Origin of the sequence: uncultured Paraglaciecola sp., from assembly GCF_937123705.1 — a bacterium.
Taxonomy (GTDB): Bacteria; Pseudomonadota; Gammaproteobacteria; order Enterobacterales; family Alteromonadaceae; genus Paraglaciecola.
Genome location: NZ_CAKZKO010000084.1, coordinates 1 through 25766 on the forward strand (window position 1 = coordinate 1; position 25766 = coordinate 25766).

Here is a 25766-nt window from a genome sequence, read left to right on the forward strand (position 1 = left end):
TAGGCGGGATTGTGCTAGGAACTGACCCTGAGCAGGACCAGGAATCATGTTCATCTGATCCGCGAGTTGTCCCATCAATCCAGCTTGTTCCTTAGCGATCTTCTGCTTAGTCTCTTGAGTCTTAAGTACAGACTGCTGTAGCTGATTAGGAAGGTCTTGCTCCTTTAGATTGTTGTCTAGAGTTTGACCACGAACTGTCTGCTCAATACCGGGTAGTTGTGCTTGTGCGGTCTGATTAGCCAGACCCATCTGTTCGAGTTTCAGAGGTTGTGTCTGACTAGCAAATTCACGGTTCTGTTGAGAGGTAGCAATCTGTTCCAGCCCATTCCTACGATCTACACGGTTGTTAGCAAGAGAAGACTCATGTGCTTGTCGATCAAGCCATGCACCATATGCACCCATGTTGGGGTTGTTCATAAAACTAGCCATTAGTTATCACCTCCACCGCCCCACATACCACTTAGGGAAGAAATGAGGGGAGCAGCCGCATTACTACCATTGTAAATAGAGTTTACAGATTGTGCATTAGTAGCGATACCACCAATACCGACTGCACTGTTAGAGAGTCCTTGACGATGCTGAGCCAGTTGACCATAAGCCAGTTCTTGTAGCTTAGCCTGCCTACCAATACTGTTAGCGTTACGACCACCTGCTGCGTCAGCACGAGACAGTTGATTATACATAGTATTCTGAATCGCTTGGAACTCAGGGCCTTCAATGAAGCTAGTAGGATCATCATAAGACTGTTGGAGTCTACCAGTGAAATCTTGTGATGCTTCCCGGAAGGGAGCGAATAAACGCTCTGTGTTCTCTCGGCTACGTTGATTAGCTTGGTACTGATAGTTAGCGGCGAGTAGGTCTAAAAGATTACCCATGCCACCACCACTTAGGGCGTCACCCATACCACCTAGCCATGTAGAAGGATCTGACCAATCAAAACCACTTCCCCCATCATTACCCGAATTCTGTACAGCACCGTTCGCAGCACCACCGGCAATACTATTAGCAAGACCATTACTGTTTTCAGGGGCGTTAGCAAGAGCAGAACCACCACCCAGGAGTGCACCACCACCTGCGGTAGTTGCCAAACCATTAGTTGCTGTAGAGGTTCCTACAGGGGCGGCTAGTGACGGAGAAGAGTTAGCAGCAGCCGTTATGCCGGTATTACCACCAGCATTCGCTGAAAGACCACCCTGCATTACTACATTACCACCACCAGTAGCAGCAGTACCTGTCTGCCCAGCCATAGCAGTACCTAGTTCACCACCACCAGCAGCAGTAGCTCCGCCACTTCCATAAGCGGCTCCAGCACCTGCCATAAGACCAATAAGACCAACAGCCGTATTACGGCTCCTTACATGGTCCTGGGGATCAGAGTGTGATAGGCTATTACCCCGAAGGTTACCTTCTTCGTCCACTGTCATATCGAGGAAGGAACGAGATAGGTTACCCATATCACCGAAGTTGTTCATGTTCAGCGTGAACCGACTATCGCTCACCGGGCCAAATTCTTGATAGTCACCATCACGCGGATCAGCGCCGGGGCGATTCTCGGCTGGGCCGCGCACGCCGAAGATGCGACGCTGACCGAAGATAGGACTATCTAAGTGTGTCTCCCCATTATGATCACGAATGGATCCAAGAGACAAACCTGAGTTAATCAACTCTTCCATCTGTGCAGCACTCAGATCATTACCGACACGAAATGCCCCATCTCTGTCATTGAACAGTGCCTGGCTCTCTGCCAAGTCTTGGAACCACTGGGGATAACCAGCAGCAACATAATTGGGGATAGTGTTACTCATCTGGGCCGCAATGTTAGCTGCGTCTCCCGGAGTATCAAAACCCATGTTGTTTGTGAACGTAGTCATATTATACCTTATTTTGTGTCATTTGTCCAGTAAAATCCTTGGACAGTTAAACCACTAGCAGCCGTTACCATAGTGTCAGGTACTATCCTGTTAGTACCCGCCTGTTGGTGACCATGGATTATAAAGGTACCCAACTTATTAGAAAAGATTATCTGATTAGACGGAAGAATAAGCTCTGTGCTTTTGTTTTGTTTTATATAAGGTTGGATAGGTAAGTTAATATATGCAGTAGCAGGAGTAGCTGCGATCATAATATTAGTACCTTCAAACTCCATTGCTACATAAACTAACTGACCTATCCTCTGCCATCTACCTATTGAAGAGGTTACATTGGACACCCCTGTAAAAGTGGGGGTAAAGGTATCAGTGTCGAAACTGTCCTTAACATTATTAAGGAAGTTACGCAGACCAAACTCATCTTCTGGTCCATTAGGGAGTGGGCTATTTTTTAACAGCATTACCCAAGACCTTGTTCATATACAATATCCATACCTTCATAAATATAGTGCCTGTCAGAACTGATAGTAACCTCAAAGGCGATCTGTCTGGACCTACCTAGATTCCTAAACCGGATCAATCCCATCCTTAATACCCTACCCATCTTATAACCATGATCAGTGTAACTAGTATAATCACTGTGACGATATGTCTTTAAGTTAATAGAAGTGTTATCTAGTGAATAGTAACCTAATACATCAGTACTGATCCATGTTTTATCATACTGATTCTTGAAGTTCATCATACCAGTGAGAATAGTGCTTCTGATAGTTTCAGGAGCTTTAGTACTATTCTGGTTCAAAAACTTAGCCTTATACCCTGTACCCTGACTGTTTACGTAGGCAGTAGTCTGATTAGTAGAGTCACCATCTGTTTGTGTGAACTCTAGGTTATACTCCTGAATGTTATTACTACCGTTAATATAAAAAGGTAGAGTCCATTCAGACCAGTTCCCCTGTTCAGGATGTAGGACATAAATCTGATTCTTGGTTTGACTATTCTCTGTATTAAAGACACACAGCACAGTGTTAGTGCCGTAGGCTTTGACAGACATAAGCTTTACACTGTCTCTAAAAGCCCTGTAATCTAGAACCCCTTGATAGTTCTCAAACAACCGGTCCATGTAAGTATTACTAACCTTCGTGATACGGAAGTTAGACAACTTGTAAAGAGCAACACGCTTAGCCTTATCTACACCTAGGAAATAAATATCATCCCCTATAGTGGTAGCTACGGGTCTAAATCCATCTGTATTACTGTCCCAGAAGGCTCCAATCTCAGTAGCGTAAGAAGTATTACGTTGTAGGGGTGAACCTAGCTCATGTCCTGCATTAGAGAAGAACTCGATGGACTGAGTACCAAAGGCTACAATATGGTTACGGTGCTTTGCAATGAAAACATTCTTATCAGGAAACTGTTCTGCATCAATATAATCATTAACAAGATCAAAATCTGTAGGTACAGCTAGGGAACTGTTAAACAGTGTTTGGTTCAGTGGAGATGAACTCAAGAAGATATAACCATCCAGGTACACGGGATCACCGCTAGTACCTGTTGCTAATGTTTCAGTAACAAGGGTATTGTCAAAGAGATTTAAGCTATGGATAATAGAGTTATTAGTTTTGTTCTCTACTACGATAAGGAAAGTGGGTGTATGGGTAATACCCACGTATCCTGTATCTAAGCTGAAGGTTATTCTTTTAACTTCTGCATCGTCATATAAACCATCCCCAACCGCATAATAAGTCTTCCTAGCACTAGCGAAGTCTAACGAGTAGACATTCCGAATAGCCTCTAAAGGATTCCCCGGGAGAGTATCAAAGTCTATATCAAAGAAGGGGCGGGGTTCTACTGTGACAATAGGATCGGACCCTGCCTGATCATTAACAATAGGAGAACAGTTAACAAACCTCAATCCCCTATCTGACCCGATCACGTCGGAATGCATGAGATCCCCATAAGCGGGGATCCTCTGCATTTTCATACTGCTTTCATTATCTGCCATAGTAAGCTGCTGGTCTAAGGTATATGGACGCTTCATCCCCATCTTCATCTATAGCAGCGTCGAAGTACTCTTTTGCTTCTTTTTGAAGGGATTGTTTACGATCTAGGGGAGTACTATACTCTGAGGCAAGTCTCACAGCTAAACCGTAGATTATAGCTTCTTCCCAGTGATCCGGGAAGTCAGGGAAACTATCATCATCTATGATTCGAGTGAATTTAGATACATAAGAAACAACTAGGTTAGAAGAAGCCTTAAAGGATTCACTAGGGGTAGGCCACATATAGATACTTTGCTCACTTTTACTTTCTTCAATAAAATATACTGAAGGTTCAGTAAAAGAAGTATTGTGGGGGATGTCATAGAACTCCTGACGAGAGTACCGCACTAGTGGCACCCTATTACCCCCTTCTTCTTTCCATACATCTAAGATACGTGAGGGGATATCTGTTGTTACGATATTTCCCGATGGACCTATTGTTAATACATTTGAGACTAGAGTAGTTAGTGGTACAGTAAGTGTTCTTGTCTTCCACAGAGGCATCCCATGTTTAGCATGGAATGTGTTAGTCATGGAGATCAATGCCCGGATGCCAGCAGTCACCTGTTCATCATGTAGTGTGTCGTGATCACCGGGGATACCCAACTTACGGAAGGCATCTACAATAATATCATCTCTGTTACGCATTTAATTTCCTATTTAGCCCGGAGCATCGGTTATGAAAGATGTTGGTGAGTTAGCTCTAAAACTAGCCTCTGTTACACCATTATGTGGCCATGGTGGTACATATCCATTATAAGGATCTTCATTCTGCTTAACAGATTCCATAGTCTGAGTATTTATACTAATCCAATCAGAACCTGTAACAGTAATCCAACCACCATTACCTCCATCCGCTCTCCATCGTGGATAACCATTAGGCAGCTTCTCTGTTTCCGCTGTTCGAGGGGCATATTGATCATATCCAAGCTGAACTACAAATTCAGCATCAGCACCATTATAGGGATTACCTGAGGAATCAACAACACGGACTTCACAGATAAAAGCAGCTACTTCTGTATCAATAAATTTAGTTCTGTCACTAAATGTTTCAATAGAAGGCCAAATCTCTACACCGTCGTTGATGTTGTTTGGTTTGAAAGAAACCATATTATCAGCATCGTTAAAGATATCCTGCCCAGGACCACTAGTACCCCTCTTACCTATTGGGGTATTCTGTGACCAACCAATATTACCTTCTGCATTGAAATCCGCAGGGCCTTCATATGTCCATGCACCTGCGTTAGACCTAGCAGCAAAGCTGATCTTACGGAACTGTAGCCTGTAGTTGTTTACGTAGGTATGGTTAGTACCTGGGTAAATCCATAGCCACGGATACCACTCCCTCACGTTGTTTACAAAGGACTGATCTTGCCCAGACATGTAAGACTGGATAGCAGCGTAGTTAGGACTTCTTATAGTAGCTTGGTTGTTAATAGGTGCACCAAAGCCAGGTCGAGCGCCGGAGTCTACATTCTGATTACTGACCATAGTGTCTAAAGACAGTTGAGGGAACACAGATGGTGTTATTACTTCTGTATGTGAAGTATAAACATAACTTACCAACTGCTGAGCACCATCACTTCTACGGTAAAGTAGAGTAACATAGACTAGGCTACCATCTATAGGTAGTGTAGTTATCTCAAACTGTTGAGCAGCACCTAGTAAAGCCACCTCTATTTCAGTTCCACCTACAGAATTACCGATTCGTATTTCAAAATCAGTCCAGTAACCTTCTGGGTTATCCCATTGGAAAGTGTACGATGAACTGTCGAACGTATGAGGCTCTGAAGCAGGTGCTGTCATTGAAGGAGCAGTGGCTGCTGGGGGCGTCGGTGTAGGAGCCGGAGTGGGTGTAGGTGTCGGCGTAGGAGTGGGGGTTGGTGTAGGAGCAGGGGTAGGAACCGGAGTAGGCACAACTGGAGGATCTAATGGATTAGCACCTACAGCAATGAAGTTGTCCGGGCCTTCTGAACGCTTGACAGCGATAGTACCTGTTCTGATAATAGGTTTATATAAGTCCATAGGATGACGAGGCTCCCAGTCTTCCTTACAAACAAACATATTATCCCATCGTATTTTCATTTCATCTGCTTTGAATTTAAATCCACACACATCACAGATGACATTGTGTGTACCATGTTTATAATAAGTATCAGGCATAACGACGAGGAACCACCGTTAGTTTAGTTTCGTCATAAGTAGAGCTACCATTAGGATAACTGATACTTAACGTGTAGACAATGACAACAGGATCATAGTCTGTCGAGGTAAGAGTAGTAGCTGCTAAAGGCAGTACCACTTCAATAGGATTATCTGGGAATACGTTAGTATTACCTACTAATTGTGCTCCCGTATCTTCTCTTACAACGTTGTAGAATACCAGAGTAGGAGTAATCTCTTCATGATCATAATCATAAAAGACTGTCTCCATCACTGGCTTAGAACCTTCCAGGACTCTATTCATTAATGAACACCCCCGCCTTTAACTTTTGTATGTGAATGATTAGTCCTGAACCAAGTACGTGTTCTAGGTAAAAGGTTAGGTTGTACTGTGACAGGTGCATCACCGTTAGCTACAGTAAAGACAGCACCCGCAGACAGAACAGAAGTAACACCACCTAGAGTTTGATTCGCCGTTAGAGTATAAACACCATTACTTACTTCAATGTTATTTGTCCAAAGGCCATTAACAGGAACAGTCTGTTGACTATTAGAAACACCATTAAGGAAAATTTCTAAAATAGAACCGGGAACACCAGAACCAGTAACAGTGATAGGCAGAGTAGTATCTGTAATAGGGTTTATAATAGGAGCGCCGGGAACTACAGTGACATTGACAAGATCAAAAACACCATTGTCCTCATCAGAGCTAACCCTGATAATCGCAGTGCCACCTTCATCAGACACGAAAGAACCCGCAGTACTAATAGTACCTACTCCAGAATCCTTGGTCCAGGTGAGTCCTTGGACAGTCCCCTGAGAAGTGGCAGTAAACACTCGTGTATCACTTATATCTACCTGAGCAGTTTCATCATCTGCCACTACTCCAATAGAAGGTAATTTACCCGACACAGTAAATAATCCATCAGAAGAGACGGAAGTGGGTTCCATAACGAAACTAACCCACATACCTTCATCACCTTCTAGAACATCTTGTGTAGTATTTTCTGGATTGAGGAAATTAAATTGTACTGTACCTGTACTCTCTGCTTGAGTAGCATACTCATAGTATACACCTAAACAGTAACCACCATCACCATGGAAGTTATGAAACTCATCTAATTTCAGATGACCACTCAATGCACCAAAACGTCGTGGGTACTTACCTGAGATCAAAGCTACAACATGTAGCGAATCAGCACTACCAAAGGTCTTAGCTGCGAGAGTCTTAGTAGCACCAAAGCTACTATCTGAAACAACTTGAATAGTTCCAGGGAATAGACCATCCATAGTGTAACTAGCAGAATATCCAGAGGTGTTACCAAAGAACTCAGCAGTTACTGTACTTTGTGATACATTACTTGTGAGTGCTCTGGTGTAAACAGCTAGTTTGTTAGGACCAAGATCAACCACTCCTGTATCTTCCAGAGTCCACCCAGAAAGAGTAGGGAAACCGAAGATAGCTGTACCATCTCCTACAAAAGAAAGGAAGAGGACTTGTCGTTCTCCACTAACACCTGCGGGGGTAGGAAGCTCCACTAAAGCAGTATTAATAAAGTTTAGTGTAATACCATTGTTTAAAGCGACTTGTGCCATTATAATGCCTGCTCTAGAATTAGACCACTTTCACACTCTAACCACAAAGCTTGAGCACCACCCAGGTTAGTACTATTAATCTCATACCCTTGGCGGATGACTTCTCCATCTAATTGGTTAAGTTGATTAATCATATTAATTAGGGTTTGGTTCTCAGAAGGGCACCCGTATGTTTGCCTACCATTTGAGGTACCATTAGTTGTAGTGTTTGGTGAGTCTTTGTAGTGAGTAATACCATGTACTTTCATTCTAGAAGCGTTTATGGCTACATACATAGTAGAAAGAGCCATGTTCTTAGCTAGAGTATCATAACCCCCTAGAGGGAAACTACCCGTGGGCATATTATCAATAGCCCATGAACCTGTACCATAGTTACCGTCTACCCCTGAGGTATTCTCATGTCCTGTCTCATTAGCATAGATAGGCAAGTTAGCAAGTTCAGGTCTGTTCAAGTAAACAGCTAAATATTCAAGCTGTTCTCTATAACCGCGTAACTCCTGTAAAACACGACCTGGATCATAGTTGTACATATAAGGATGGAAAGGAATACCATCTACATGATCTATAGCTAATCCACCAGCACCATCACTGGTAAGCATGAGTGCTTGGAAGAAAGACCATTCGATATTAGAACCATTATTAGTTATGGTCTTACCTGTATAGTCACCTTCCCAACCACCACACCAGATCTGAACCTCTGCTGGTGCTGCTGATCTCATTACACGGAGCTTCTTTGCCATCTCCGTCATAGGCATATTATTAAATGACCTAGGAGGATTAGGAGCAAAGGGGAAATCCCACCAACGAAGAGTAGAGTTAGGCTCTCGTGAACCAAACTTCTGTTCATTGTCCCCCTCTAGGATAGGGATTTGCTCTGGGGTGTAACCACCACCAGCTTCCCCACCTGGACCAAGTTCATTAACGGGGCGATAGATCCATCGGATGTAGTCACCTAAAGAATTCTCCCAGTCTTCAGCCTCATGACCACTATAGGGGTATGAGGGATAACGAGTAGGACCAGAGATCTGACCATATTGATTCTCTTGTCCATACCTGTTACGCACATCTTGTTTGTTAGCTTCTGATACTGCCCACTTAGGAGTAAGGTACATCAATAGGTTTTTAGGGCAACCATTGTTTGCTTGGATAGCTTCGTCAAAACGGGCTTTGTCATATTGGTGAGGACCTGCTTGAGCAATACGTGCCCAGAAGCATCCACCATCATCAGCATTACTAGCAGGGAACCAATCATGTAGCCTGACTAGTAAAGGATTATAAGCATCAAAGACGTAGTTATTAGATTTATGCCAGCTATTGATCTGTTTACCAAACTTGAAAGGTGTATCCGATGTATTCATGTAGGTTACATTAACAGTACCCGGAGGGGTAGTAGGATTGTAACTACCATTAGGGGAGACATACTCACCCATAGATTCAGCAATAGCTACCGGATTAGTGACTACGCCTTCATTTAAAACCATTGTTAAGAAGAGAGTGTCTGTGATAACAATAGCTTCTGTACTATTGGGACCAGCAAAGGTCCAACAATCCTTGTCAGCTTCAAAATAAGTACCAGAGCCGTTGGACACTTTCATTACCCACAAAGCATCTGGGGTACCACCAGTACCTGCCAAGTTAGTAATAGCTACTGCATTAAATAAAGTAGCATTATTAGACATGGCTGAGCCTAGTACATCACCTGTTACAAATTCAGTATTGTCTTGGTTTTGGACGCGAAAAGACAGGGTACCAGTCCCGAGTCTAGACTTGAGAATAGTGCGCCTGTCTGCGTCGGAAGCAGCAACTACAAGAGCAGCAGTAGTGTCTGGATCCGTTCTTAATACCGTCATTTAAAGTCCTAGTATTTTTTTAATTTCATCATCATTTAATAGATTATGTCTTGTTAGAACAGTTATGAGAGAAAGCATCTTACGTTCACAATCATCTCTTTCCTCTTCTATCTTCGCTAGGCGTTTTCTTACTGCTGCTAGTTGTTCTGTCAAGACTTTAAATTCATTCTTTTGTGCTGCCAGGACTGATGTTTCCATGTCCTGTAATTCCTTTTTCTGCTTACTCCGTGCCATAGAGAGTGCAGTTATAAGACCAGCTAAACCAGCTATAATGGCGGGGATATGTGGAGTAAGTAGTTCTAACATTTTAGTCCTTTACATTATACTCAAACAAAGGAGTTTGTATATCCCACAAGCCTGAGCATTTGTGTGTTACAGTGGCCCTAACATGGCCTGTTGTAGTTTGTATATCCCATGTACCTAGATATAATCTACCTAATGGATTATTTATCAACTTGTCTTTGTCTTTTCTACGACCTAGTATACTTACATTAGCCCAATAGTCTTTTCTTTCTTCTTGGACATTAACTTGCAATACTGTACATTCTCTTTTCTTAGTTGTGTAAAGATCTAAGGTCAATAAATTATTAATATAACTAAGTTCTGTAACTGTAGTATCTACTACAACAGGGAAAAAAGCCCTCTCTATAGCAGGGCCTCCTATAATCAATATAGTAAAAAATAAAGGTATAAAGATCAAAGGGGCTAATATCATTAACCACAGAGAACTTATCTTATTATAAATTTTCTTTACCATTTTTTAATTATACCATTGTGATAGCTTGGGTACTTGCTGAAAAATAGGTCACCACGAAGTTATCGCCAGCCCGGCGCAAGCGTTGTCATCATTCGACCGTCATCCCTGTTGAGCTGTCTAATACTGTCGTATCAGTAACATTGCTAGCGTCATATCGTGAATCTGTGTTGGCGTTGACGAACTGAATGCCGTTGCTTGCAAGAGCCGTCTTTAAGAGATTCCCAGTGAACGAGACTTCTGCGGCATTTGACACGTAAAGCACGACGTTACCGACTTTGAAAATATTGCCTTTCACGACCATTCCGTCAGCGTTGACGATGTAGCAACCTGTGCCACCTGCTACGGTCGTGTTAATGATATTTCCGTCGATGGTGATGAACCCTAATTTCGTGCTTGCGTTTCCGAGTACATCAATTGCTCGATAAGAATTGTTCAAAATGGTATTGCCACGAACTGTCAATTGCTTGATAAGTGCGCCGGGGCTGTAAATGAAGATTCCCCTTGCAACAGTGTCACCGGACATGGTGATTTGGTTTCCATCAATATCGCCGTTGGCTTCTGAATATAGAATGCCAGAGCCTTGCGTGTTGCCTGAAGAGTGCTTTATCGTGTTCTTGCTAGAGACTACTTGCCCCGGACATGACGAAACGCGAACGCCGTCGTACCTGTCGGCCTCAAGGATGTTCTCAGAAACAATCACCTTGTCCCCGAGCGCTATTCCAGTTACACCAATGCAGCCCGGCGCAAGCGTTGTGCCGGCAGTCGATTTGCAACAGTCTTTGATGTGGTTCTTAGAAATGATGACGCCGCCGCTGCCTGCGCCCACACAATAGATACCGGCTCCCGACTGACCCGAGCTGATCACGCCGCCATCAATATCTTCAATCCTGTTGCCTTCGATAATCGTGCTGCTCTTACCAGCCGCAACCATGTAGTTCGCAATCCCGTAGGCCCACATCGTTTTGATTCTATTGCCTCGGATTTCATTGTCGGTCGGCGTTCCGCTTGTTCCGTCCGGGTCTTGTATCAAGATCCCATGCCAACCGCAGGCGGTAATTTTGTTGTTCTCGATAACGTTACGACTTGAGTCTGAATAGATCCCGATGCCGTTGCCGTTGCCGAGGCTTTCTTGATCGCCAAGCCAATTCGATAGGGTGTTGTCTCTGACTATGCAGTCGTTTGAGTCATGCAAAAAGATGCCGCTATGACCCATATTTGTCAAAGTCAGACGTTCGATCAGAAACCGGTTGCATTGATACAGTTTCACGCCTGCATTAAAGGCGCTTGTGTGTGCGGTTTCATTGTCCAGACTAAAATCGGACAACACACAGTCATCAATCCCCGTGCAACTAATTCCCGGCGTATCTGCTAGCGTTGAAACAAAACCGGTCGACGGCCCTTTGCCGATCATTCGAGCATTGGCAACCATGATCACAGCACCAGAGTTCAACCGATATTTTCGATTGAGTAATACAGTACCTTTGGCTGCCGCCGCCGCAGTGATCGCAGCATTCACAGCAGCACGGTCATCAGTTCCTGCGGCGTAGGTATCCGCTGCATTGAACATTTCCGGCGTGAAAAACGATAATCCCGTGACCTCGGCTATCTGCTTCTGAATTTCGTACCAGTCAGCCGCAGATACTTCTGATGGCAATTCAGCTTCAACGGTGTCATTTACAACTGCAATATTTGTCATAATCAATCCTCAGTATGGTAAACCGCCAGGGCCTTGCCGGACGATGGGAGTTTTAGGGCGACGCCTGAACGAACCGCGAACACTGCGTATTGCACGGGTGTTAGCGGAACAAGAATCGTTTTCGGGTACGTCACAGAATCACTGTCAGTTGCCTGAACAGTGATCGGCAGGTAGCAGAGGTGATCCATTAGTTCGTCACCAATATTTCGCGCCACGTGCCGGTTTCGGACGGATCGTTGTGGTTGTATGGGACAGCGCCACCCCATGTCGAGCCACGTTCTATTTGTCCCGTCAGCTCTGTCGGCGCAATTGAGAAGCCTGCACTTCGACCGTCCTCGTTTGCAAAAGAACGCCAAATCGAACTACCACGCGGACGATAGGTCAGGTAGTAAGTTGTTCCCGCTGAGAGCGTGACCCCCGAAGCCCCGAAGTAGAACGGATACCACTCGTTCGCGTCGTATATCCATTCCGTTCCGCTCGTATAGATCTTGCTGGCGAACGAACTAGGCCGAGAGAACGAACCAGACGCCAAAACACTACCGCCAGCGGTCGTTAGCTGCCAGTCAAGCGCACCACCCGTTGTTGCCTGTAATGCAATTGCGCCGCCGCGATAGATTTTTGTCGATGCCGGGTATATCTTCGTTCGAATCGGATCGCCGTTGCTGAACGAAAACGGATAGTCTTGCGAATAATCCGCACCGAAATTGCTTGGCCCGTAGTTGCTGTTTCCAAATGAGCCGCCCGATGTGTTGATCTGAGCAACAGGCGTCAGGAATATTCCAGAACTAGCGAATGGTCCCCACTGATCTTGTCCGTGGATATTGGGCTTTGTGTACACACCGAAATCAGTTGGCGCATAGTACAACGACGGGGGCGGTTGATAGGATAGAGAAGCGTTGATGCTGATGAAATTGTTAACCGGATCAGCATCAATATTTTCGAACAAGAAATGAACGATTTGCCCGGTTGCTAGCTGTGCGCCACCGGAAAAAATGTGGTTAAAGAAGTAGACGCTACCAGATGGGATATCGGTCGGCTTGCCGTTACTAATCGCAGGCGTTCGAATATGTTCGTCATAGACAGTCGTGCCTGGAGAGCCATTCACATCATTAACACATCGGCATCGAATCACGCCGCCCGTGCCCTTGCCGTAACCACCGGGCAAGTAATGCTCATACATCGTGCGCATTGACTGCAAGATGCCGCCCTTGGCGATTCGAACGCGATAGGAAGCATCAATGCCCTGCGGGCCACCGATGACTCGATTCGACACAACATCCATGTCTGTCTTGCCAGACCCGACGAGGCGGTTTAAGTCTAAATCTCCTAGTGAATAAGGCGCACCAGGAAGCAGAGCTGTCATGAACGCATCAAAATCTGCCGCTGTAGTCGCGGCGGGCGCTGGGGCAGGCCCAGGGGCTGGGGTTGGGGCTGGGGCTGGTCCGGGCGCGGCTGCTGCAACATTCCATGAGCAGATTCCCTGCGTTCTGACAATGCCGTCGAATACGTGGTACCCAATATCTGTATAACCACTAAAGCCAGTGACCGGCACAAACGTCAGCGTACCGTCTGCGTTGCGCGTAATCGTGCCGTTATTTACGCCCTGTCCATCGCCTGTATTGACCCCCAGCGTTTCACCGACGCCCAACGGAATGCTGTTGATCCAATCGACAACCAGCGGATCGCCGTCAGCGTCGGTATCGTTGGCTAGGACGTTAGTTACAAAGCCTGGACTATTGAACGGTACGTCGAACGGACCGTCATTAGTAGTGACTGGCGCAGAATTGGGCGAAGCGGCCGGTGCCGCAACATTAATCGTTGTGGTTGCCCATCGGGTATCCGTGCCATCTGAAGCGTAATAATCAAACGTGGCCGTTCCTACAAATCCAACAGTGGGAATAAACCTCAACCTGTTTAGCGCACCACCGCTATTTTCAGGCAGCAACAATGTGACCGTACCGCTAGCAACAGCAACGGTTTCACCGGGCAGCAGCGGGACGCTGTTGATACGGGTCACTGTCAGGTTATCCCCGTCAGGGTCGCTATCGTTCCCCAATGGATCAAAATCAAACCCAGTGTCGTTGTGAATAATGTCATAAGGGCCGTCATCGACTAACACTGGCGGATTGTTCGGAACGGGAGCTTCAACTTGAAGCACCACGGAGCCAGACACGTCAGGATTAACCCCGTCAGACACTCCGTAGAAAAATGAAGCTTGGCCGGAGAATCCGTTTGTTGGTGTGAACGTCAATTCATCACTGACGTTGATCGCAACGACTCCGTTGGCAACCGCAATCGGATCTCTACTGCCATTCCACGTCGCGCCGTTGATACTGACCACCGAAAGCGTATCGCCGTCTTCGTCAGTGTCATTCGCCAGAACATCAATCAACGCCGACGCGGTGTTGTGATCGACAGAGATCGGGCCGTCTTGGTTCGTGACAGGAGGCATGTTCATCGTTGGCGCGGTATGCGCGACAAACGAGCCACCAATTGAAACCCACTCGCCACCTGTTCGGCGACTCTCAATCGTGATGTAAACGGCGCTTCCATCTTCGGGCAGGCTCAGTGCGTTATGCACCTCACTCGTCGTCGCTGCGCCTGTATGGTATTCACTGCCCCCAGGCGTAGAGCCGACCTTGATTCGAGATTCATCTGCGTGCATAGCTGTCCAGTAAATTTCCTGAGTCGCACCAACGAGCGTGTCGCCGGGTTGCGGGCTAACAAAAGCGATTTCAATCGGGCACAGCAGCTCAGCCGGATCTGCAACAGTCACAGCACCCGTATTTGCATCAATCGCAAACGCGCCGTTGTAGTCGTCGGTCAGCGCCCAGTCGGTTATCGTCACGCCACTAGGCAAATTCGACACTCTTAGATCGGCAACTGAATCCCCTACTTCTGATAACCCAGTGACGGGCTGGAGAGAAGAAAAAGAAATAAAAGGCCCTAATATTCCCGATAACCTATCTCTTGTGACACCTAATCCAAGGCGTAGTCCAATAGCCATGTGTACCCTTAGTTAAAAAGTGCAATCATATTGGATGCACCTGATACAGACACCACACCCTTACATCGTTGTGGAATAACAAAGGCGTCTGGAACAAGCCAGGATTCTGTATCACCGTTTACTTTAGTAATTACTACTGTGCCACCAACCCCTACATACAAAGAAGTGGCATCGATCCCAAAGGGAGTGCCTACAACTACTGGTTTAGAGTCGCGTGCTGGTTGCTGAAAATTCATGTTTTACCCTTATATATAAAGATAGGGGCCGAAGCCCCTATCGTTAACCTAGTGCTTAGGCACCAGGAGATGCGAATAGACCACGAGGATCTGTCCAACCAACAGAATAACGCTCAGTAGCTTTGTACTTAGCATTTTCCGTGTCGAAATCGTTGTCCATAGCGAATGCCATAGCACGTCGCTGGAACATCTTCATTCCACTTGGGGAGTTGGTTTGGATAAACCACGCATCTGGGTCAGTGAAGTAATGGTTAATATGCCAACCAGAACTAAACTTACCTGTTTCCTTAAGAGCATTCAAATCGTTAAGATCAGTACCTACACGGAGGCTGGACTTAAGGATTCTATTAGCTTCAAATTCCAGTTGCGGAGGAATCAAAAGCTTCTTAGGAAGCAGAGCAATCTGAAGACCACGATCATTTTTCAGAAGAGAAATGTCGATGAATGACTGCTCAAGAGCAGCTTCAGAAAGGTCAGATGCTACAGCGAGTGTATTAGACCACGTACCACCAGTAACGTTCGGGTGAGCGTTATTGATTAGTGCAGTGCCGTCACCACCTACATACGCACCATTAAAGGCACGGTTATAGACAGCGGCTGAAACAATCTCTTTCGATTGTCGCATGGAGAACGCCAGTCCTTCGGACTTTCGTTTACCAACCACATCATATTGGTCATCTTCAAAAGCTTCACGGGTGACCACGAAACCAAGGGCATAGGTAATATGCATGTACCGATTGATGAAACCTTGCCGCTCTGTATCGTAATTGATCGGAGCGCCCTCAGCCTTTTGCATTGCCAGACCGAGACCAGTAACACCAACGTCTTCTTCATAAGCTCGCGAAGACGATTCTTTATCAAAGAGCATACCACACTCTTCGGGATACTCTGCATACTTTTTACCAAACCATTCGTTTACGCCAGGCCATAGTGCCTTAGCGAAGGTGGTGCTTGTAATTGGACCTGCCATTATCTATACTCCTTATACGCCAGCCGAACCGGCTGCTAGTTGATGTACGTTGATCATAACTTCGATCTTCGCATTAGTGACGTCAATCTCATTATCCACACGAGAGTTCATCCGGTGGATCTTAAGAGGTAGCGTGGCCGTGGTAGCTGCCGTAGAAGCATCAAGCTCCATACCAGAACGACCAGTGGTTGTTGAACCAGCGGCTACAACAAAGTCAGCGTTTAGACCTACAGAAGCAGCGGCAAGAACAGCGTCTGCCTGTACTTCAAAGATAAGGTCTGGAGCGTTTGCGACAAGAACTTTACGGTACGTAGAAGCTTCTCGGTATGTAATGTTGAGTTTATCAGGGTCAACACCGAGACCGACTACAACACCAACAACAGCATCACCTGCTGCCGCTTGTGCAACGGTGGCACGGCCTTCAGAGTCCGCTTCACCAGAGAGTTTTACTAGGTCACCAACAAAGACAGCGGTTGAGTCTGCGGCAGTAATTGCATACTCTTCCATCTGTCCATTGTAAGGTGCGCCTGTTAGATGACGAATAGGCGTAAAGCCATTCACTCGATCTACATTAGCCATTTTAATTTTCCTTTAAAAATAGATATAAAATACCCTATCCCTAAAAGAACTATAAATCCAGTTACTTGATAGTAACCTTACCATAATTACCTTCAGATTCAGGGCTGTTTTCAATGGCCTCGATCTGTCCGTCAACAATGTCTTGCTTGGCTTCTTGATCTTCCTCATAAATAGGTTTCGGTACACGCATGAGAACCGCTTTGGTCCCATTACCGACAGAGATCATACCATCTGCTGCAACACCGCCTTCGAGTCGAGACTGATCTATAGCAGTACCTTCTGGGGCAATTTCATAACCACCCTCTTTAAACATCGCCACACGACCTGCTTCGTCGTTAACTTGCCGATAGTGAAAGTTATCTGTGTCTAGATTGTTAAATTTAAGCCGATGAGCCATACCCACGGGCTTACGTTTTGGTCGTGTACTAGGGCGACCTCTTGTTGCCTTTTTGTCTTCTGTAATCATAATTGGACTCCTTCCAACTCAGCTAATTGTTTGATGTAGGCTTCTCGGGTCATCATTCCGGTTTTTGCGAAGCGTCTTGAGACTGTTTCCTCTTCGTCAGTAAGAGCACGGAACTTTGTACCTTTAGAAGACTTTTGAGTGGTATCACCTGTACCTACGGCGCTTGCCTTATCCCGCTCGGGATTCCTATTTAGTGCCGGGTTTTTAGCCCGGATTGTTTTTTCAACCTCTTCGAGAACTTCGGGTACAGTGTAACCACTTTCAATGAGGGAGCGTCCATAAGCATCAGCTTCTCTAGCTAGCTTAGGATTCTCTTCATACCAAGTGTTACGCCTGTTCCAGTCATCGTATACTTTGCGGAACTCAGCAGGAACCTCTGGAACTTGAGGGGCTTCAATCTTGACAGCTTGATCCCGTTGTTCTTTCAGTTCATCTATTCTATCCTCGATTTCGTCGACCTTATCGAGATCCTGTTCCTTCATCGCCTCACGTCGTTCAGACCTGAGTTCAGACATTGCCCGTTTATATCCAGCTTCGTCGGCTTTATTAAGCCCTTCTGCTAGTTTGTTATTATGCTCCTGCATAGCCTGCATGGTAGCTCGAACACTCTTAAGTTCTCGCTTTGTGGAGCTAATAGCATCATACAACGGGGCGCGGTCTACAAAAGCTTGTGCATCACGCCAGTCAGTTACATCCCCATCAAATTCCTCTTTAGGACGCCAGCCCATTTCTCGGGCTTTGGTTTCAATAGGATCTACTGTTGTTTCTTCTTGTGTGCCTTCGTCTTTATTTTCCTGCGTCAATATCTTCTCCGATAACTGCAATGATGTCGTCATCATTGACTACTAAGTATACTGCATGTTTGTCGTCTGGATCACGGAAGACTTTACCAGAGTATTTTGCAAAAGCTACTCTATCACCCTCCTTACACCATCCTGCTCCTTTAAACCACGTATATGCGGTATCAGGAACTTTGACAACAATTCCGGTATCTACACCTACTTTCTCTCGTTTCATGTCTTCATGGTCAGGGAGTTCTAGACCCGCTGCCAATGCTGACTTATAAATATCATCCTTTTCTAGCAAGCTATCCTGCTTAATTAGAACTCTGTGTCCTGTTGGATTAATGTTCATTCCTCGGTTGATTCCTCTTCATAACGCAAGTTAATAACCTCACTAAAGCCATTAACATAACCTACAAACTCTCGATCCTTCATTGGGTCTAAGCCTGCATGTTGAACTAGGTAGTCCTTGTACTGCTCTCTACTTGCATCTAACATGGCAAAAACATATTTTGTTACAGGGTTGTTTTTCCATGCATAAAAATCATCTGACGTAATCTCTACGATTTCTTAGCTCCTTTAGCTTTTTCTTTCTTTGCTTTATCCCTCTCTGCTGACGCAAAGATGGCTTGTTTCTGTTTCTGGCCTTCCAGATCCAGGGCTTGTTTCTCACGTTGATGTGCGAGATCTTGTGCCATAGCTTGTTGCTTCATGGCATTTTGTACTTCCTGACTTCTCATCTTAAGCTCATCTGATTGAGCCTGTGCTTGTACTTTCTGCTTACCTGACGCTTCATCAGTCTGTGCTTTCAAAGCCATTTGCTGTTGCTTCATTGAAGCTTCCTGCTGCTTGGCTTGTGCTGCGATTGCCTCTGGGTTAGGTTCTTCTGGCTTAGGAGCAGGCTGTCCTGTCTCTGCTAACCCTGGAATCAACTTCTCCCAATCAGGCTGTTCTGTAGCAATCAAGTAACGCTTAACTGTCTCTACTGGATCAGTAACACCTAGAGGTAAAATCTCCATCAAGCCTTGAGCCAGAGAGAGTTTCTGCTGCTGGCTAGACGCTGATGGGTCTGCTGTAGGTACAATCTGCATGACACTATCGTCAAAATCGTTAGGCCCAATAGCTGTATCTAATACAGGAGCCATAGTATTCTTGTTCATGTACACCTTATTCAGGCTGAAAATCTTCCTGAATTCCTTGTTCATGGACTTATATACACGCTTGTAGATAGCTGTAAAGACCTTCATTCCCTGCTCAATACCAGCCATTGTGGTGGTAGCGGGGGTGTTCTGTCCAGGCATCTTACCAGTAAAGATCTCAGCCACAGAGGCTAGTTCCTTACCAGAGTTAATAAGCATCTCTAGAAGTTTAAGTAGTGTCTGTGAGGGTTCTTTGGTAGGAATAGGGAGAATTTGCTTCTTGAGGTCATCGATGACACCATTAACAAACTTCCACTCTCCTGGCTTAAAGTTGTACTCTCCACCCTTGACTCGCAGTCCTTTACCCATGAAACCTGATTGTAGGTTGTTCAGAGTACCTGCATCTGTCAGTTGGTTAGTGAGTGTGTTCACTGCCTCATTCAGAGGTCCTAGAAGATGCCCAAAACCAAGATCATAGAAACTACCGTCAGGATTAGGAATAAATCCGAATTTAGTGAAATACTGGTGAGGCTCGATGTATACAACCTTTCCTTTAGAATTAACACGGGTTTTGCTTGCGTCAAAGCGTGCAACGATTCGTAGAACCGAAGCAGACTTACGTTCAAAGGTAACGATGACAGGTACTTCATAGCCGTCGTCATCCAGGTCAAGGTAGCAATGTTGCTCAATAATCTCATATGGGGTTACTTTAATGTCCGAAGAAGTGGTCTTTTCCTGGTCCTGGAACCCTCCCTCTACGTCTGTAGGGTTGAGGATCTCAGCCTTTTTAAGGTAATATCCTTGTCTTTTTAGGTTCTCCACCTGCCTTTTGTACAGGCGGAAGACGTGAGAAATCCGCTCTGCCTTCTCAATAGACCGTGCCCAATAGTTAACTACCAGGTCCACGGCAGAGATAGACTCTGAGCGGATATTGTCAATCGCTGGATCAAACCATGTCTTTTTGTACATGTTACCGACTACAGACAACTGCATCAGTAATCGGTCCATATCCTCTTCCCAGTCCTCCATTTCCACGGCTAACTGGTAGCTCATGTACTTGGAGACTCGCGTAGCTCTCTCATTCAGAGAGCCATCAGGATCCTTACCATAGACCTTAGCGGAGACTATTTGCCCATTAGCGGGGACAAGAGAGGGATAAGCACGGGCTGAGAACTGCATAGCAGCAATACCCATCAGGGGGTATTTTACGTTTGCTGCACCAGGCCAGGGATAGTTCTTATCCTCTCGTACTTGGGTGGCCAGTTTAAGCCACTCTAGAATGTCTCTTTCCCACTCCGTTCTGGAGCTTTTGTCTTCCTCAAAACCACGTAGACAGGCATTACCAATGTCTCGTAGCTGGTCCTCAGACATGTCCTCAGCAAGGTTAGTACTCTCTGTGAGAGCGCGTAGCTTGTCAATGGGGTCAGCGGGCTTAGGAGCGGCTTCTTGTACTGGTCCCTGAGGGGTGATAGCCTGTGGTGCGTTTGGTGCGGGAGCAAGCTGTTTACCACCCATCTGGGAGATAGCTGCCTGCTGTCCTTCCTGGTTACTGGCTTGTGGGCTAGTAGCCTGTCCAGACGGAGCGCCCGGAGGCATCATATTGGGAGTCACGTACTTCTTCCTCGTAGAGTTCGTCTAATAATTCTTGGGGTGTAGCTGCTTCCGTCATATTATCAAGCATAATACCTAAGTACGCAAATGCGTCTACTTGGTCATCATGCTTGGCTCTAGGGAACTTAAGGCATTCGTCCTGAAAGGCCGGATACCACTCTTCCTCAGCGTCAAAATAGATGGAACGTGCTCTCAATCGGGCCTGAATTGACTTAGCCCGCATGATTTTGTCTTTACCTTGGTGTTTTAGAGCAAGAAGGTTAACATAAGTGTCCTTTTTGATCATTTCTTCACGCAAGAAAGGCCCAATAGCCTTTGAAACCTGCATTTCTTCAATACCAAACGCCATAGGGCGGTAGTTTTGGTGTAATCTGATGATCATATCGACGATTTCACGCCCGTCAATACGCTCTCGGACCACATTTACCAGATGTAACCGCCTATATTCGTCCATTCCTGCTATAACAAACACGCTGTAGTCAGCGGTTTCCTTCTCAGAGATGGCCAAGTCAGCAGCGATGTAATAAGTTAGATTTAAAGCCTTATGTTCATCTGTCATAGGCTGGAAATCTTTCTTTTTGAAATACGCTACCGACTCATCTAGGGGGTGGTTCAAGTACTCTTGCGAGTATGTGTCTGGAATACCTTGCCTGTATGCTTCTGCCCGGAGGGTTCTGAAATGTTCAGCAGTAAATCTACTAGGCCACAGCAAATGGGTGAAGTCAGGGTTATGTGCCCTATATTTGACTGAAACCCACTTACCTATCTGCTTAGTACTATATACCTTTAGACCATCCTCAGTCTCGATTGTAGTCTTGAGAGACTCGTCTGGCATGATAGACTCTAGGAAAGAGTCATTATGAAGCACAGTACCCCAGATACGAAACTTGCCCCGAGGACTCATAAGAGGCATCAGAGCAGAGGATATCCATCGCTTAAACTTGATACGGCGTTCTTTATTTAGCACCATCTCGTCGTTTTCTAGATCATCCCCAAGGATGAGGTCTGGACGAGTACCATTCCACAACATACCACGTAATGACTGTTCAGCACCTTTTGCTACAATACGGCATTGGTGTCCATCTTTAAACCTCACAATGAGGTCCGTGGCATTGTCAATTGGGAAGGTTACTAAACCTTTTTCGTTCTTTTGAATCTCGAAAGGATCGTAGATCATCTGATTTTCACTAAGCTCATGTCGCATGTTCTGGAGGAACATAGCAGCCTGACCTTCCGTGTCAGAGACAATCACAGCATACTTAGAGTGCCTGAATAGTAGCATAGCTAGGCCGTAGGCCAGGGTGCCAGAGGTAGACTTGGCGTGTCCTCGTGGGGCCGCGACAGCTACGTGCTTGTTATCAGAGCAAGCCAATTCCCAGAGTTCCCGATGAAAAGCAGGGGAGGCTGAGGACTCATCATACCTTGATGCTAGTACGGATCCTACAAAACCCTCTAAGGTATCGGCTGTTAAACTCTTCATTTACTCTCTAAGTTGGTGAATCGACCGGGACTCGAACCCGGCTCTACAGGGTGAAAGCCCGCATGTCCTAACCAATAGACGACCGATTCTGGCTACGGGTGAGAGATTTGAACTCCCGTCACGTGGGTTTGGAATCCACTGCTCTGGCCAGGCTGAGCTAACCCGTAAGTGTAATTACAGAGATACAGAACGGGGGTAATGTATCTCAGACCTAAAAGATAGGAATTTAATCTTCTCTTAAAGGGGGAGTTGGTACCCTGAGAAGGAGTCGAACCTTCAATTAACGGTTTCTAAGACCGCTGCGTCTACCAATTCCGCCATCAGGGCTTTATTTGGTCTGGGAGGCTGGAATCGAACCAGCACTCAATCCTTCCAAGGGATTGCGACTACCACTATCATACACCCAGTGATTTTGTTCGCATACCCCTGAGGGTCGTGTTTTAATATTCATTTGCTCGCTTTCCGTTTAGCTTCTTTCTTAAGGTTTGCTTTTGCAGAGGTTACCTTAAGGTTAGAACGGGCGTTGGATCCACCAGACTTGATAGTCTTCTTGTGGTCAACGTGCTTCCCGTCACCCTTTTCTACAACCCCTTCTTTCTCCAATTTACGCCTAGCCCGCATACGCTGGGCACGATCCTTAGCACGAGAAGGCTTCTCTTCCTTCTCCCACTTCTTCTCTTTGGCATAATCTCGTTTACCATCTTTCATAAATGGCATTATGTATCCTCCTTGGCAAAGACCACATCTGTTACCTGAACAGTGGGTTTTTGGCTCTTTTTAGCGAAATCTTCAAACATACTCTGTAGTTTATCCAGTGTCTGTTGGACAGTAGCGTCCTGTTCTAGCTTCTGAGGCCTATCTTCAATATGCTTGGCTTGGTCCAGAGTGGTCTTAACAAGGTTGCTGAGGTCTCTGGCGGGTAGCTCTTTTCGAACCATTTCCCCGGTTTTAGGGTGAAATACGTGATCCCCGTTCTCCAAACGATCTTCTGTGAGATCAAGGGCTTTATTCGCAATCACCTTCAGCCTGTTGCTGAGCTTGATGGAATCTTCTGATTTTAGCTCATTTACCAGGTCTGCCCACCAATCAGTGGCCCTCCACCGCTTAATAGTGGCAAGAGGGATACTGAGAGCAGCGGCTGATTGGGTCAGGTTTCCTGTCACCATCCATAATTTAACTGCTTCCAGCTTCTGGCCGTCGGACCAATGCTTCATATCAGCCTTAACCGCTCTACGGGCGGGGGCTTTGAAGGTTTCTTTGGCCCTTTTATTGTCAGAGAGTCTCATAACCTATTTTAGTCTGTTTTAGTTGCTTTTGAGGTTTAAGAGAGGTAAGGGGTGCCAACATATCTCTTACACCCATCATATTTACATTTAGTACGTCCATTCCACCAGCTTGGACCGGAAAGGACACAGATATGTCCATTTCTTCATACATAGCCTGTAGAATAGCTGTATTATCCCTAATCATTACCACATACCGGCTTTTATCTTCTTGGGTTAAAACAGCACATCTAGAGCTAATAACACCCATTCGTTTAATGGAATTAACCAACAAAGGATAATTAACACCAGGTAAACAACCGGATTTAGGTTCAATTAGAACAATACAGGTACCTCCGGTACAAACAGTACTAAAGGTACCACCATCTGTTTCTGTCTTTAATTCAACTGCATTAGCAGCTTCATGCTGCACAGTTACCCAGTTATTACTTACAGGTACTTCTACAGTCTTAGGACTGATAGCGCAAGCCCCTAGGCTTGCTGCAAACAGAGTAATTAACAGTGTTTTAATCATAAAGTATCATTATACAGAAATGATACCATCTTGTCAAGTACTGTTACAAACTATTACATTCTACCCTTTCATTAGGTAGAATTAAACAGTACATATTACACATCTGTACGGTTACATATTACTAAAAAAAAACCTACCACGACCGTAAGGGAGGGAGGTTATCCTGTCACGATGTTAGACAGGATGACCATTAACATCAATGATGTTAATGAGTAGGCCCTAGGAGACTCCTGTCTCCGCTGGAACAAGGGAATAGGGTATGTCCGAATGCAATGAGGATATACTAGGGTTTTCTTCTAACAAAGAAAAGGTACGGGTACTGCCTACTTGTTTCCTTATGAATCTTACCGAAGGCGCGGCTTGGGGAGCCGCTTTTTGTTTTGTCTGTTTCTCCGTTTAGGAAGGAACTGATAAAATAAGATTATAGCACGTTTAATTATAACATGCCAAGTACTATTTTTCTAGTCTTTTAAGATAGTCACTTATTGCCTGGTGTTCTTTGGCTGTACCATCATTCTTGATTCTATTCGCTCTCCAAGACATGACACGGATGTTTTCTGGGTTGTAGCCCCTTTGAGGAATTAGTTGATCTATGGAAGGGCTGTTATCTTCTCTAATACCCTTACCCCCAGAATAGTCTATTTCAATATCTAGAACAGGACAGTGGGTGGGTAGCACCGTGTTTTTCATAATAGCCATTCTATAGGCTTTACTTGTTTTTTGGTGTTTCATAGTAATAATTCTCCAAAACCATTTCTCAGCGGAGGTCCATGTATCTGACTGGGTTTTACGGACCTGTTCTACAGTTTTAATCTCTAATTCATAGAGAACTTGATACATCCGGGATTTCGTCACATTATAAAAATAGGCAAGTTCTTTAATAGATTTTCCTTGGTGGAGTTGTTCTTTAATATGATCTGGGTTGTATTTTTTAGCTTTCATGGGAGTATTATAACATAGGCGATCTATAATAGTCAAGTCTTTTTACATACGGTTACAAAATAGAAGAATCAGTAAAAATACCAAGAATTTTGAGATAGTGGGTTTCTGTCATTTCGAGTCAGCCCAGTTTGCCCCCTGCCCCCCTTCAGTTAACAGGAGATAGCCGAAGTTAGGGGGTTTTTACACACTTTTACACCCTTAATATCTATCAGACACTTGCATCATTGTCAAGCAGCCCATTGTAACAACTAGTGAGCCTATTATTCTTACGGTTTGTTACATCTTTAGAGTAGATAACCCTTGCATCCCTGCCTCAACCCTGTACAATGGTTTCTATCGGATCACTGATCAACACCTATCAGGGAGTACACACTATGAAACACCAGCTAACCGAGAATCATTATTGGATATTTGATGTGGATACTAGTGGAAGTACTATCATTAGGGTTAAGAATGAAAGGGATCACACGGTAGAGTACTTTAATGCTGATGATCTACTAGACATGGGTATTGATAGTAGCTGTACCATTGATGAAATCACAACCATACTAGAGGGCTGACATGCGACTAATCAGAACTGAGCTAACCCCGGATGGGTCGGTAATTGCTGCCAAGGTTTACCGCAATGCTGACTGGAATGAGTACGTTGTCAAGCCCCTAGATGGGCAAGGGTCGGTATTGCCGGAAGAATGTTGGGATTATGTCGACACTAAGGTAGAAGCCTTGCAACAGTCCGCATTCTATGCTAAGATAGCTCAAGACCTAAGAGAACAAGGGTAATCGGT

28 protein-coding genes and 4 tRNA genes are annotated in these 25766 nt (G+C 45.3%); 2 read left to right on the top strand and 30 right to left on the bottom strand.

The annotated features are described in order from the left end of the window. The 30 genes from Q0688_RS11720 to Q0688_RS11865 all read right to left on the bottom strand — a co-directional run. Positions 1 to 429: hypothetical protein (locus Q0688_RS11720; protein ID WP_299076518.1), on the bottom strand; the 429-nt coding region annotated here is incomplete at its 3' end. Beyond that, complete coding sequence (locus Q0688_RS11725; protein WP_299076521.1) at positions 429 to 1871, bottom strand: hypothetical protein; 1443 nt, start codon at positions 1869 to 1871, stop codon at positions 429 to 431. The genes Q0688_RS11725 and Q0688_RS11720, both read right to left, overlap by 1 nt. An 8-nt stretch (positions 1872 to 1879) precedes the next feature. Then, the gene (locus Q0688_RS11730; protein WP_299076523.1) at positions 1880 to 2329 is read right to left on the bottom strand and encodes a hypothetical protein; all 450 of its coding nucleotides are present in this window, start codon (positions 2327 to 2329) and stop codon (positions 1880 to 1882) included. Then, positions 2329 to 3873: a hypothetical protein gene (locus Q0688_RS11735; protein WP_299076525.1), complete on the bottom strand. Its 1545-nt coding sequence runs from the start codon at positions 3871 to 3873 to the stop codon at positions 2329 to 2331. The genes Q0688_RS11730 and Q0688_RS11735 overlap by 1 nt, the downstream gene beginning before the upstream one ends. Beyond that, complete coding sequence (locus Q0688_RS11740) at positions 3863 to 4558, bottom strand: hypothetical protein (RefSeq protein ID WP_299076528.1); 696 nt, start codon at positions 4556 to 4558, stop codon at positions 3863 to 3865. Before Q0688_RS11740 ends, Q0688_RS11735 begins: the two co-directional genes overlap by 11 nt. Positions 4559 to 4570: 12 nt before the next feature. Further along, positions 4571 to 5995 carry a hypothetical protein gene (locus Q0688_RS11745; protein WP_299076529.1) on the bottom strand — a complete coding sequence of 475 codons (1425 nt, stop codon included), beginning with the start codon at positions 5993 to 5995 and terminating at the stop codon, positions 4571 to 4573. 70 nt (positions 5996 to 6065) lie between these two features. Next, the gene (locus tag Q0688_RS11750; RefSeq protein ID WP_299076532.1) at positions 6066 to 6377 is read right to left on the bottom strand and encodes a hypothetical protein; all 312 of its coding nucleotides are present in this window, start codon (positions 6375 to 6377) and stop codon (positions 6066 to 6068) included. Next, positions 6377 to 7669, bottom strand: a complete 1293-nt coding sequence (locus tag Q0688_RS11755; RefSeq protein ID WP_299076535.1) for a hypothetical protein — start codon at positions 7667 to 7669, stop codon at positions 6377 to 6379. Before Q0688_RS11755 ends, Q0688_RS11750 begins: the two co-directional genes overlap by 1 nt. Then, the gene (locus Q0688_RS11760; protein WP_299076538.1) at positions 7669 to 9519 is read right to left on the bottom strand and encodes a hypothetical protein; all 1851 of its coding nucleotides are present in this window, start codon (positions 9517 to 9519) and stop codon (positions 7669 to 7671) included. Before Q0688_RS11760 ends, Q0688_RS11755 begins: the two co-directional genes overlap by 1 nt. After that, entirely contained in the window at positions 9520 to 9825 is a 306-nt protein-coding gene (locus Q0688_RS11765) for a hypothetical protein (protein WP_299076542.1), read from the bottom strand. Between the two features lies 1 nt (position 9826). Next, positions 9827 to 10276 (bottom strand): hypothetical protein, encoded by a 450-nt coding sequence (locus Q0688_RS11770; RefSeq protein WP_299076545.1) that lies wholly within the window; start codon positions 10274 to 10276, stop codon positions 9827 to 9829. Positions 10277 to 10364: 88 nt separating this feature from the next. After that, a complete protein-coding gene (locus Q0688_RS11775; RefSeq protein WP_299076547.1) occupies positions 10365 to 11972 on the bottom strand; it encodes a right-handed parallel beta-helix repeat-containing protein in 1608 nt (535 codons plus the stop codon). Between the two features lie 187 nt (positions 11973 to 12159). Then, the gene (locus Q0688_RS11780) at positions 12160 to 14979 is read right to left on the bottom strand and encodes an Ig-like domain-containing protein (protein WP_299076550.1); all 2820 of its coding nucleotides are present in this window, start codon (positions 14977 to 14979) and stop codon (positions 12160 to 12162) included. 8 nt (positions 14980 to 14987) lie between these two features. Then, on the bottom strand, positions 14988 to 15215 hold the full coding sequence (locus tag Q0688_RS11785; protein WP_299076553.1) for a hypothetical protein: 228 nt from the start codon (positions 15213 to 15215) through the stop codon (positions 14988 to 14990). Positions 15216 to 15270: 55 nt separating this feature from the next. Continuing rightward, a complete protein-coding gene (locus tag Q0688_RS11790; RefSeq protein WP_299076556.1) occupies positions 15271 to 16185 on the bottom strand; it encodes a Mu-like prophage major head subunit gpT family protein in 915 nt (304 codons plus the stop codon). Between the two features lie 12 nt (positions 16186 to 16197). Next, on the bottom strand, positions 16198 to 16764 hold the full coding sequence (locus tag Q0688_RS11795; RefSeq protein WP_299076558.1) for a hypothetical protein: 567 nt from the start codon (positions 16762 to 16764) through the stop codon (positions 16198 to 16200). 61 nt (positions 16765 to 16825) lie between these two features. After that, positions 16826 to 17230, bottom strand: a complete 405-nt coding sequence (locus Q0688_RS11800; protein WP_299076562.1) for a hypothetical protein — start codon at positions 17228 to 17230, stop codon at positions 16826 to 16828. Further along, positions 17227 to 18033: a hypothetical protein gene (locus tag Q0688_RS11805; RefSeq protein ID WP_299076565.1), complete on the bottom strand. Its 807-nt coding sequence runs from the start codon at positions 18031 to 18033 to the stop codon at positions 17227 to 17229. Before Q0688_RS11805 ends, Q0688_RS11800 begins: the two co-directional genes overlap by 4 nt. Then, positions 18017 to 18364: a hypothetical protein gene (locus Q0688_RS11810; protein ID WP_299076568.1), complete on the bottom strand. Its 348-nt coding sequence runs from the start codon at positions 18362 to 18364 to the stop codon at positions 18017 to 18019. The genes Q0688_RS11805 and Q0688_RS11810 overlap by 17 nt, the downstream gene beginning before the upstream one ends. Further along, positions 18361 to 18510: a hypothetical protein gene (locus tag Q0688_RS11815; protein ID WP_299076571.1), complete on the bottom strand. Its 150-nt coding sequence runs from the start codon at positions 18508 to 18510 to the stop codon at positions 18361 to 18363. Before Q0688_RS11815 ends, Q0688_RS11810 begins: the two co-directional genes overlap by 4 nt. A gap of 62 nt (positions 18511 to 18572) precedes the next feature. Further along, positions 18573 to 20762 carry a hypothetical protein gene (locus tag Q0688_RS11820; RefSeq protein ID WP_299076574.1) on the bottom strand — a complete coding sequence of 730 codons (2190 nt, stop codon included), beginning with the start codon at positions 20760 to 20762 and terminating at the stop codon, positions 18573 to 18575. After that, complete coding sequence (gene terL / locus Q0688_RS11825; RefSeq protein WP_299076577.1) at positions 20713 to 21597, bottom strand: phage terminase large subunit; 885 nt, start codon at positions 21595 to 21597, stop codon at positions 20713 to 20715. The genes Q0688_RS11820 and terL overlap by 50 nt, the downstream gene beginning before the upstream one ends. Positions 21598 to 22255: 658 nt before the next feature. Continuing rightward, a tRNA-Glu gene (locus Q0688_RS11830) sits at positions 22256 to 22331 on the bottom strand. Next, positions 22332 to 22409: transfer RNA gene (locus tag Q0688_RS11835), tRNA-Trp, on the bottom strand. 83 nt (positions 22410 to 22492) lie between these two features. Further along, positions 22493 to 22569, bottom strand: a tRNA-Leu gene (locus Q0688_RS11840). Positions 22570 to 22575: 6 nt separating this feature from the next. Then, positions 22576 to 22649 (bottom strand) — tRNA-Pro (locus Q0688_RS11845). Positions 22650 to 22689: 40 nt separating this feature from the next. After that, positions 22690 to 22959 (bottom strand): HNH endonuclease signature motif containing protein, encoded by a 270-nt coding sequence (locus Q0688_RS11850; RefSeq protein ID WP_299076580.1) that lies wholly within the window; start codon positions 22957 to 22959, stop codon positions 22690 to 22692. Further along, on the bottom strand, positions 22959 to 23528 hold the full coding sequence (locus Q0688_RS11855; RefSeq protein WP_299076583.1) for a hypothetical protein: 570 nt from the start codon (positions 23526 to 23528) through the stop codon (positions 22959 to 22961). Before Q0688_RS11855 ends, Q0688_RS11850 begins: the two co-directional genes overlap by 1 nt. Continuing rightward, entirely contained in the window at positions 23515 to 24039 is a 525-nt protein-coding gene (locus tag Q0688_RS11860; protein WP_299076586.1) for a hypothetical protein, read from the bottom strand. Before Q0688_RS11860 ends, Q0688_RS11855 begins: the two co-directional genes overlap by 14 nt. A 453-nt stretch (positions 24040 to 24492) precedes the next feature. Then, positions 24493 to 24981, bottom strand: a complete 489-nt coding sequence (locus tag Q0688_RS11865) for a hypothetical protein (RefSeq protein WP_299076589.1) — start codon at positions 24979 to 24981, stop codon at positions 24493 to 24495. A gap of 374 nt (positions 24982 to 25355) precedes the next feature. On the opposite strand from Q0688_RS11865, the gene Q0688_RS11870 reads away from it, so the two are divergent. Together Q0688_RS11870 and Q0688_RS11875 are read left to right on the top strand one after the other, a co-directional pair. Then, the gene (locus Q0688_RS11870; RefSeq protein WP_299076592.1) at positions 25356 to 25541 is read left to right on the top strand and encodes a hypothetical protein; all 186 of its coding nucleotides are present in this window, start codon (positions 25356 to 25358) and stop codon (positions 25539 to 25541) included. Between the two features lies 1 nt (position 25542). Next, a complete protein-coding gene (locus tag Q0688_RS11875) occupies positions 25543 to 25761 on the top strand; it encodes a hypothetical protein (protein ID WP_299076595.1) in 219 nt (72 codons plus the stop codon). Positions 25762 to 25766: the final 5 nt, after the last annotated feature.

Excerpts from the sequence above, each read along its gene's own strand:
- Q0688_RS11795 (WP_299076558.1), bottom strand. The coding sequence starts at position 16,764 with ATGGCTAATGTAGATCGAGTGAATGGCTTTACGCCTATTCGTCATCTA.
- Q0688_RS11760 (WP_299076538.1), bottom strand. The coding sequence starts at position 9,519 with ATGACGGTATTAAGAACGGATCCAGACACTACTGCTGCTCTTGTAGTT.
- Q0688_RS11745 (WP_299076529.1), bottom strand. The coding sequence starts at position 5,995 with ATGAAAATACGATGGGATAATATGTTTGTTTGTAAGGAAGACTGGGAG.
- Q0688_RS11740 (WP_299076528.1), bottom strand. The coding sequence starts at position 4,558 with ATGCGTAACAGAGATGATATTATTGTAGATGCCTTCCGTAAGTTGGGT.
- Q0688_RS11775 (WP_299076547.1), bottom strand. The coding sequence starts at position 11,972 with ATGACAAATATTGCAGTTGTAAATGACACCGTTGAAGCTGAATTGCCA.
- Q0688_RS11855 (WP_299076583.1), bottom strand. The coding sequence starts at position 23,528 with ATGAGACTCTCTGACAATAAAAGGGCCAAAGAAACCTTCAAAGCCCCC.
- Q0688_RS11765 (WP_299076542.1), bottom strand. The coding sequence starts at position 9,825 with ATGTTAGAACTACTTACTCCACATATCCCCGCCATTATAGCTGGTTTA.
- Q0688_RS11755 (WP_299076535.1), bottom strand. The coding sequence starts at position 7,669 with ATGGCACAAGTCGCTTTAAACAATGGTATTACACTAAACTTTATTAAT.
- Q0688_RS11815 (WP_299076571.1), bottom strand. The coding sequence starts at position 18,510 with ATGTTAGATGCAAGTAGAGAGCAGTACAAGGACTACCTAGTTCAACAT.
- Q0688_RS11725 (WP_299076521.1), bottom strand. The coding sequence starts at position 1,871 with ATGACTACGTTCACAAACAACATGGGTTTTGATACTCCGGGAGACGCA.
- Q0688_RS11735 (WP_299076525.1), bottom strand. The coding sequence starts at position 3,873 with ATGGCAGATAATGAAAGCAGTATGAAAATGCAGAGGATCCCCGCTTAT.
- Q0688_RS11875 (WP_299076595.1), top strand. The coding sequence starts at position 25,543 with ATGCGACTAATCAGAACTGAGCTAACCCCGGATGGGTCGGTAATTGCT.
- Q0688_RS11800 (WP_299076562.1), bottom strand. The coding sequence starts at position 17,230 with ATGATTACAGAAGACAAAAAGGCAACAAGAGGTCGCCCTAGTACACGA.
- Q0688_RS11785 (WP_299076553.1), bottom strand. The coding sequence starts at position 15,215 with ATGAATTTTCAGCAACCAGCACGCGACTCTAAACCAGTAGTTGTAGGC.
- Q0688_RS11730 (WP_299076523.1), bottom strand. The coding sequence starts at position 2,329 with ATGCTGTTAAAAAATAGCCCACTCCCTAATGGACCAGAAGATGAGTTT.
- Q0688_RS11865 (WP_299076589.1), bottom strand. The coding sequence starts at position 24,981 with ATGAAAGCTAAAAAATACAACCCAGATCATATTAAAGAACAACTCCAC.
- Q0688_RS11810 (WP_299076568.1), bottom strand. The coding sequence starts at position 18,364 with ATGAACATTAATCCAACAGGACACAGAGTTCTAATTAAGCAGGATAGC.
- Q0688_RS11850 (WP_299076580.1), bottom strand. The coding sequence starts at position 22,959 with ATGCCATTTATGAAAGATGGTAAACGAGATTATGCCAAAGAGAAGAAG.
- Q0688_RS11780 (WP_299076550.1), bottom strand. The coding sequence starts at position 14,979 with ATGGCTATTGGACTACGCCTTGGATTAGGTGTCACAAGAGATAGGTTA.
- terL (WP_299076577.1), bottom strand. The coding sequence starts at position 21,597 with ATGCCAGACGAGTCTCTCAAGACTACAATCGAGACTGAGGATGGTCTA.
- Q0688_RS11870 (WP_299076592.1), top strand. The coding sequence starts at position 25,356 with ATGAAACACCAGCTAACCGAGAATCATTATTGGATATTTGATGTGGAT.
- Q0688_RS11790 (WP_299076556.1), bottom strand. The coding sequence starts at position 16,185 with ATGGCAGGTCCAATTACAAGCACCACCTTCGCTAAGGCACTATGGCCT.
- Q0688_RS11750 (WP_299076532.1), bottom strand. The coding sequence starts at position 6,377 with ATGAATAGAGTCCTGGAAGGTTCTAAGCCAGTGATGGAGACAGTCTTT.
- Q0688_RS11770 (WP_299076545.1), bottom strand. The coding sequence starts at position 10,276 with ATGGTAAAGAAAATTTATAATAAGATAAGTTCTCTGTGGTTAATGATA.
- Q0688_RS11860 (WP_299076586.1), bottom strand. The coding sequence starts at position 24,039 with ATGATTAAAACACTGTTAATTACTCTGTTTGCAGCAAGCCTAGGGGCT.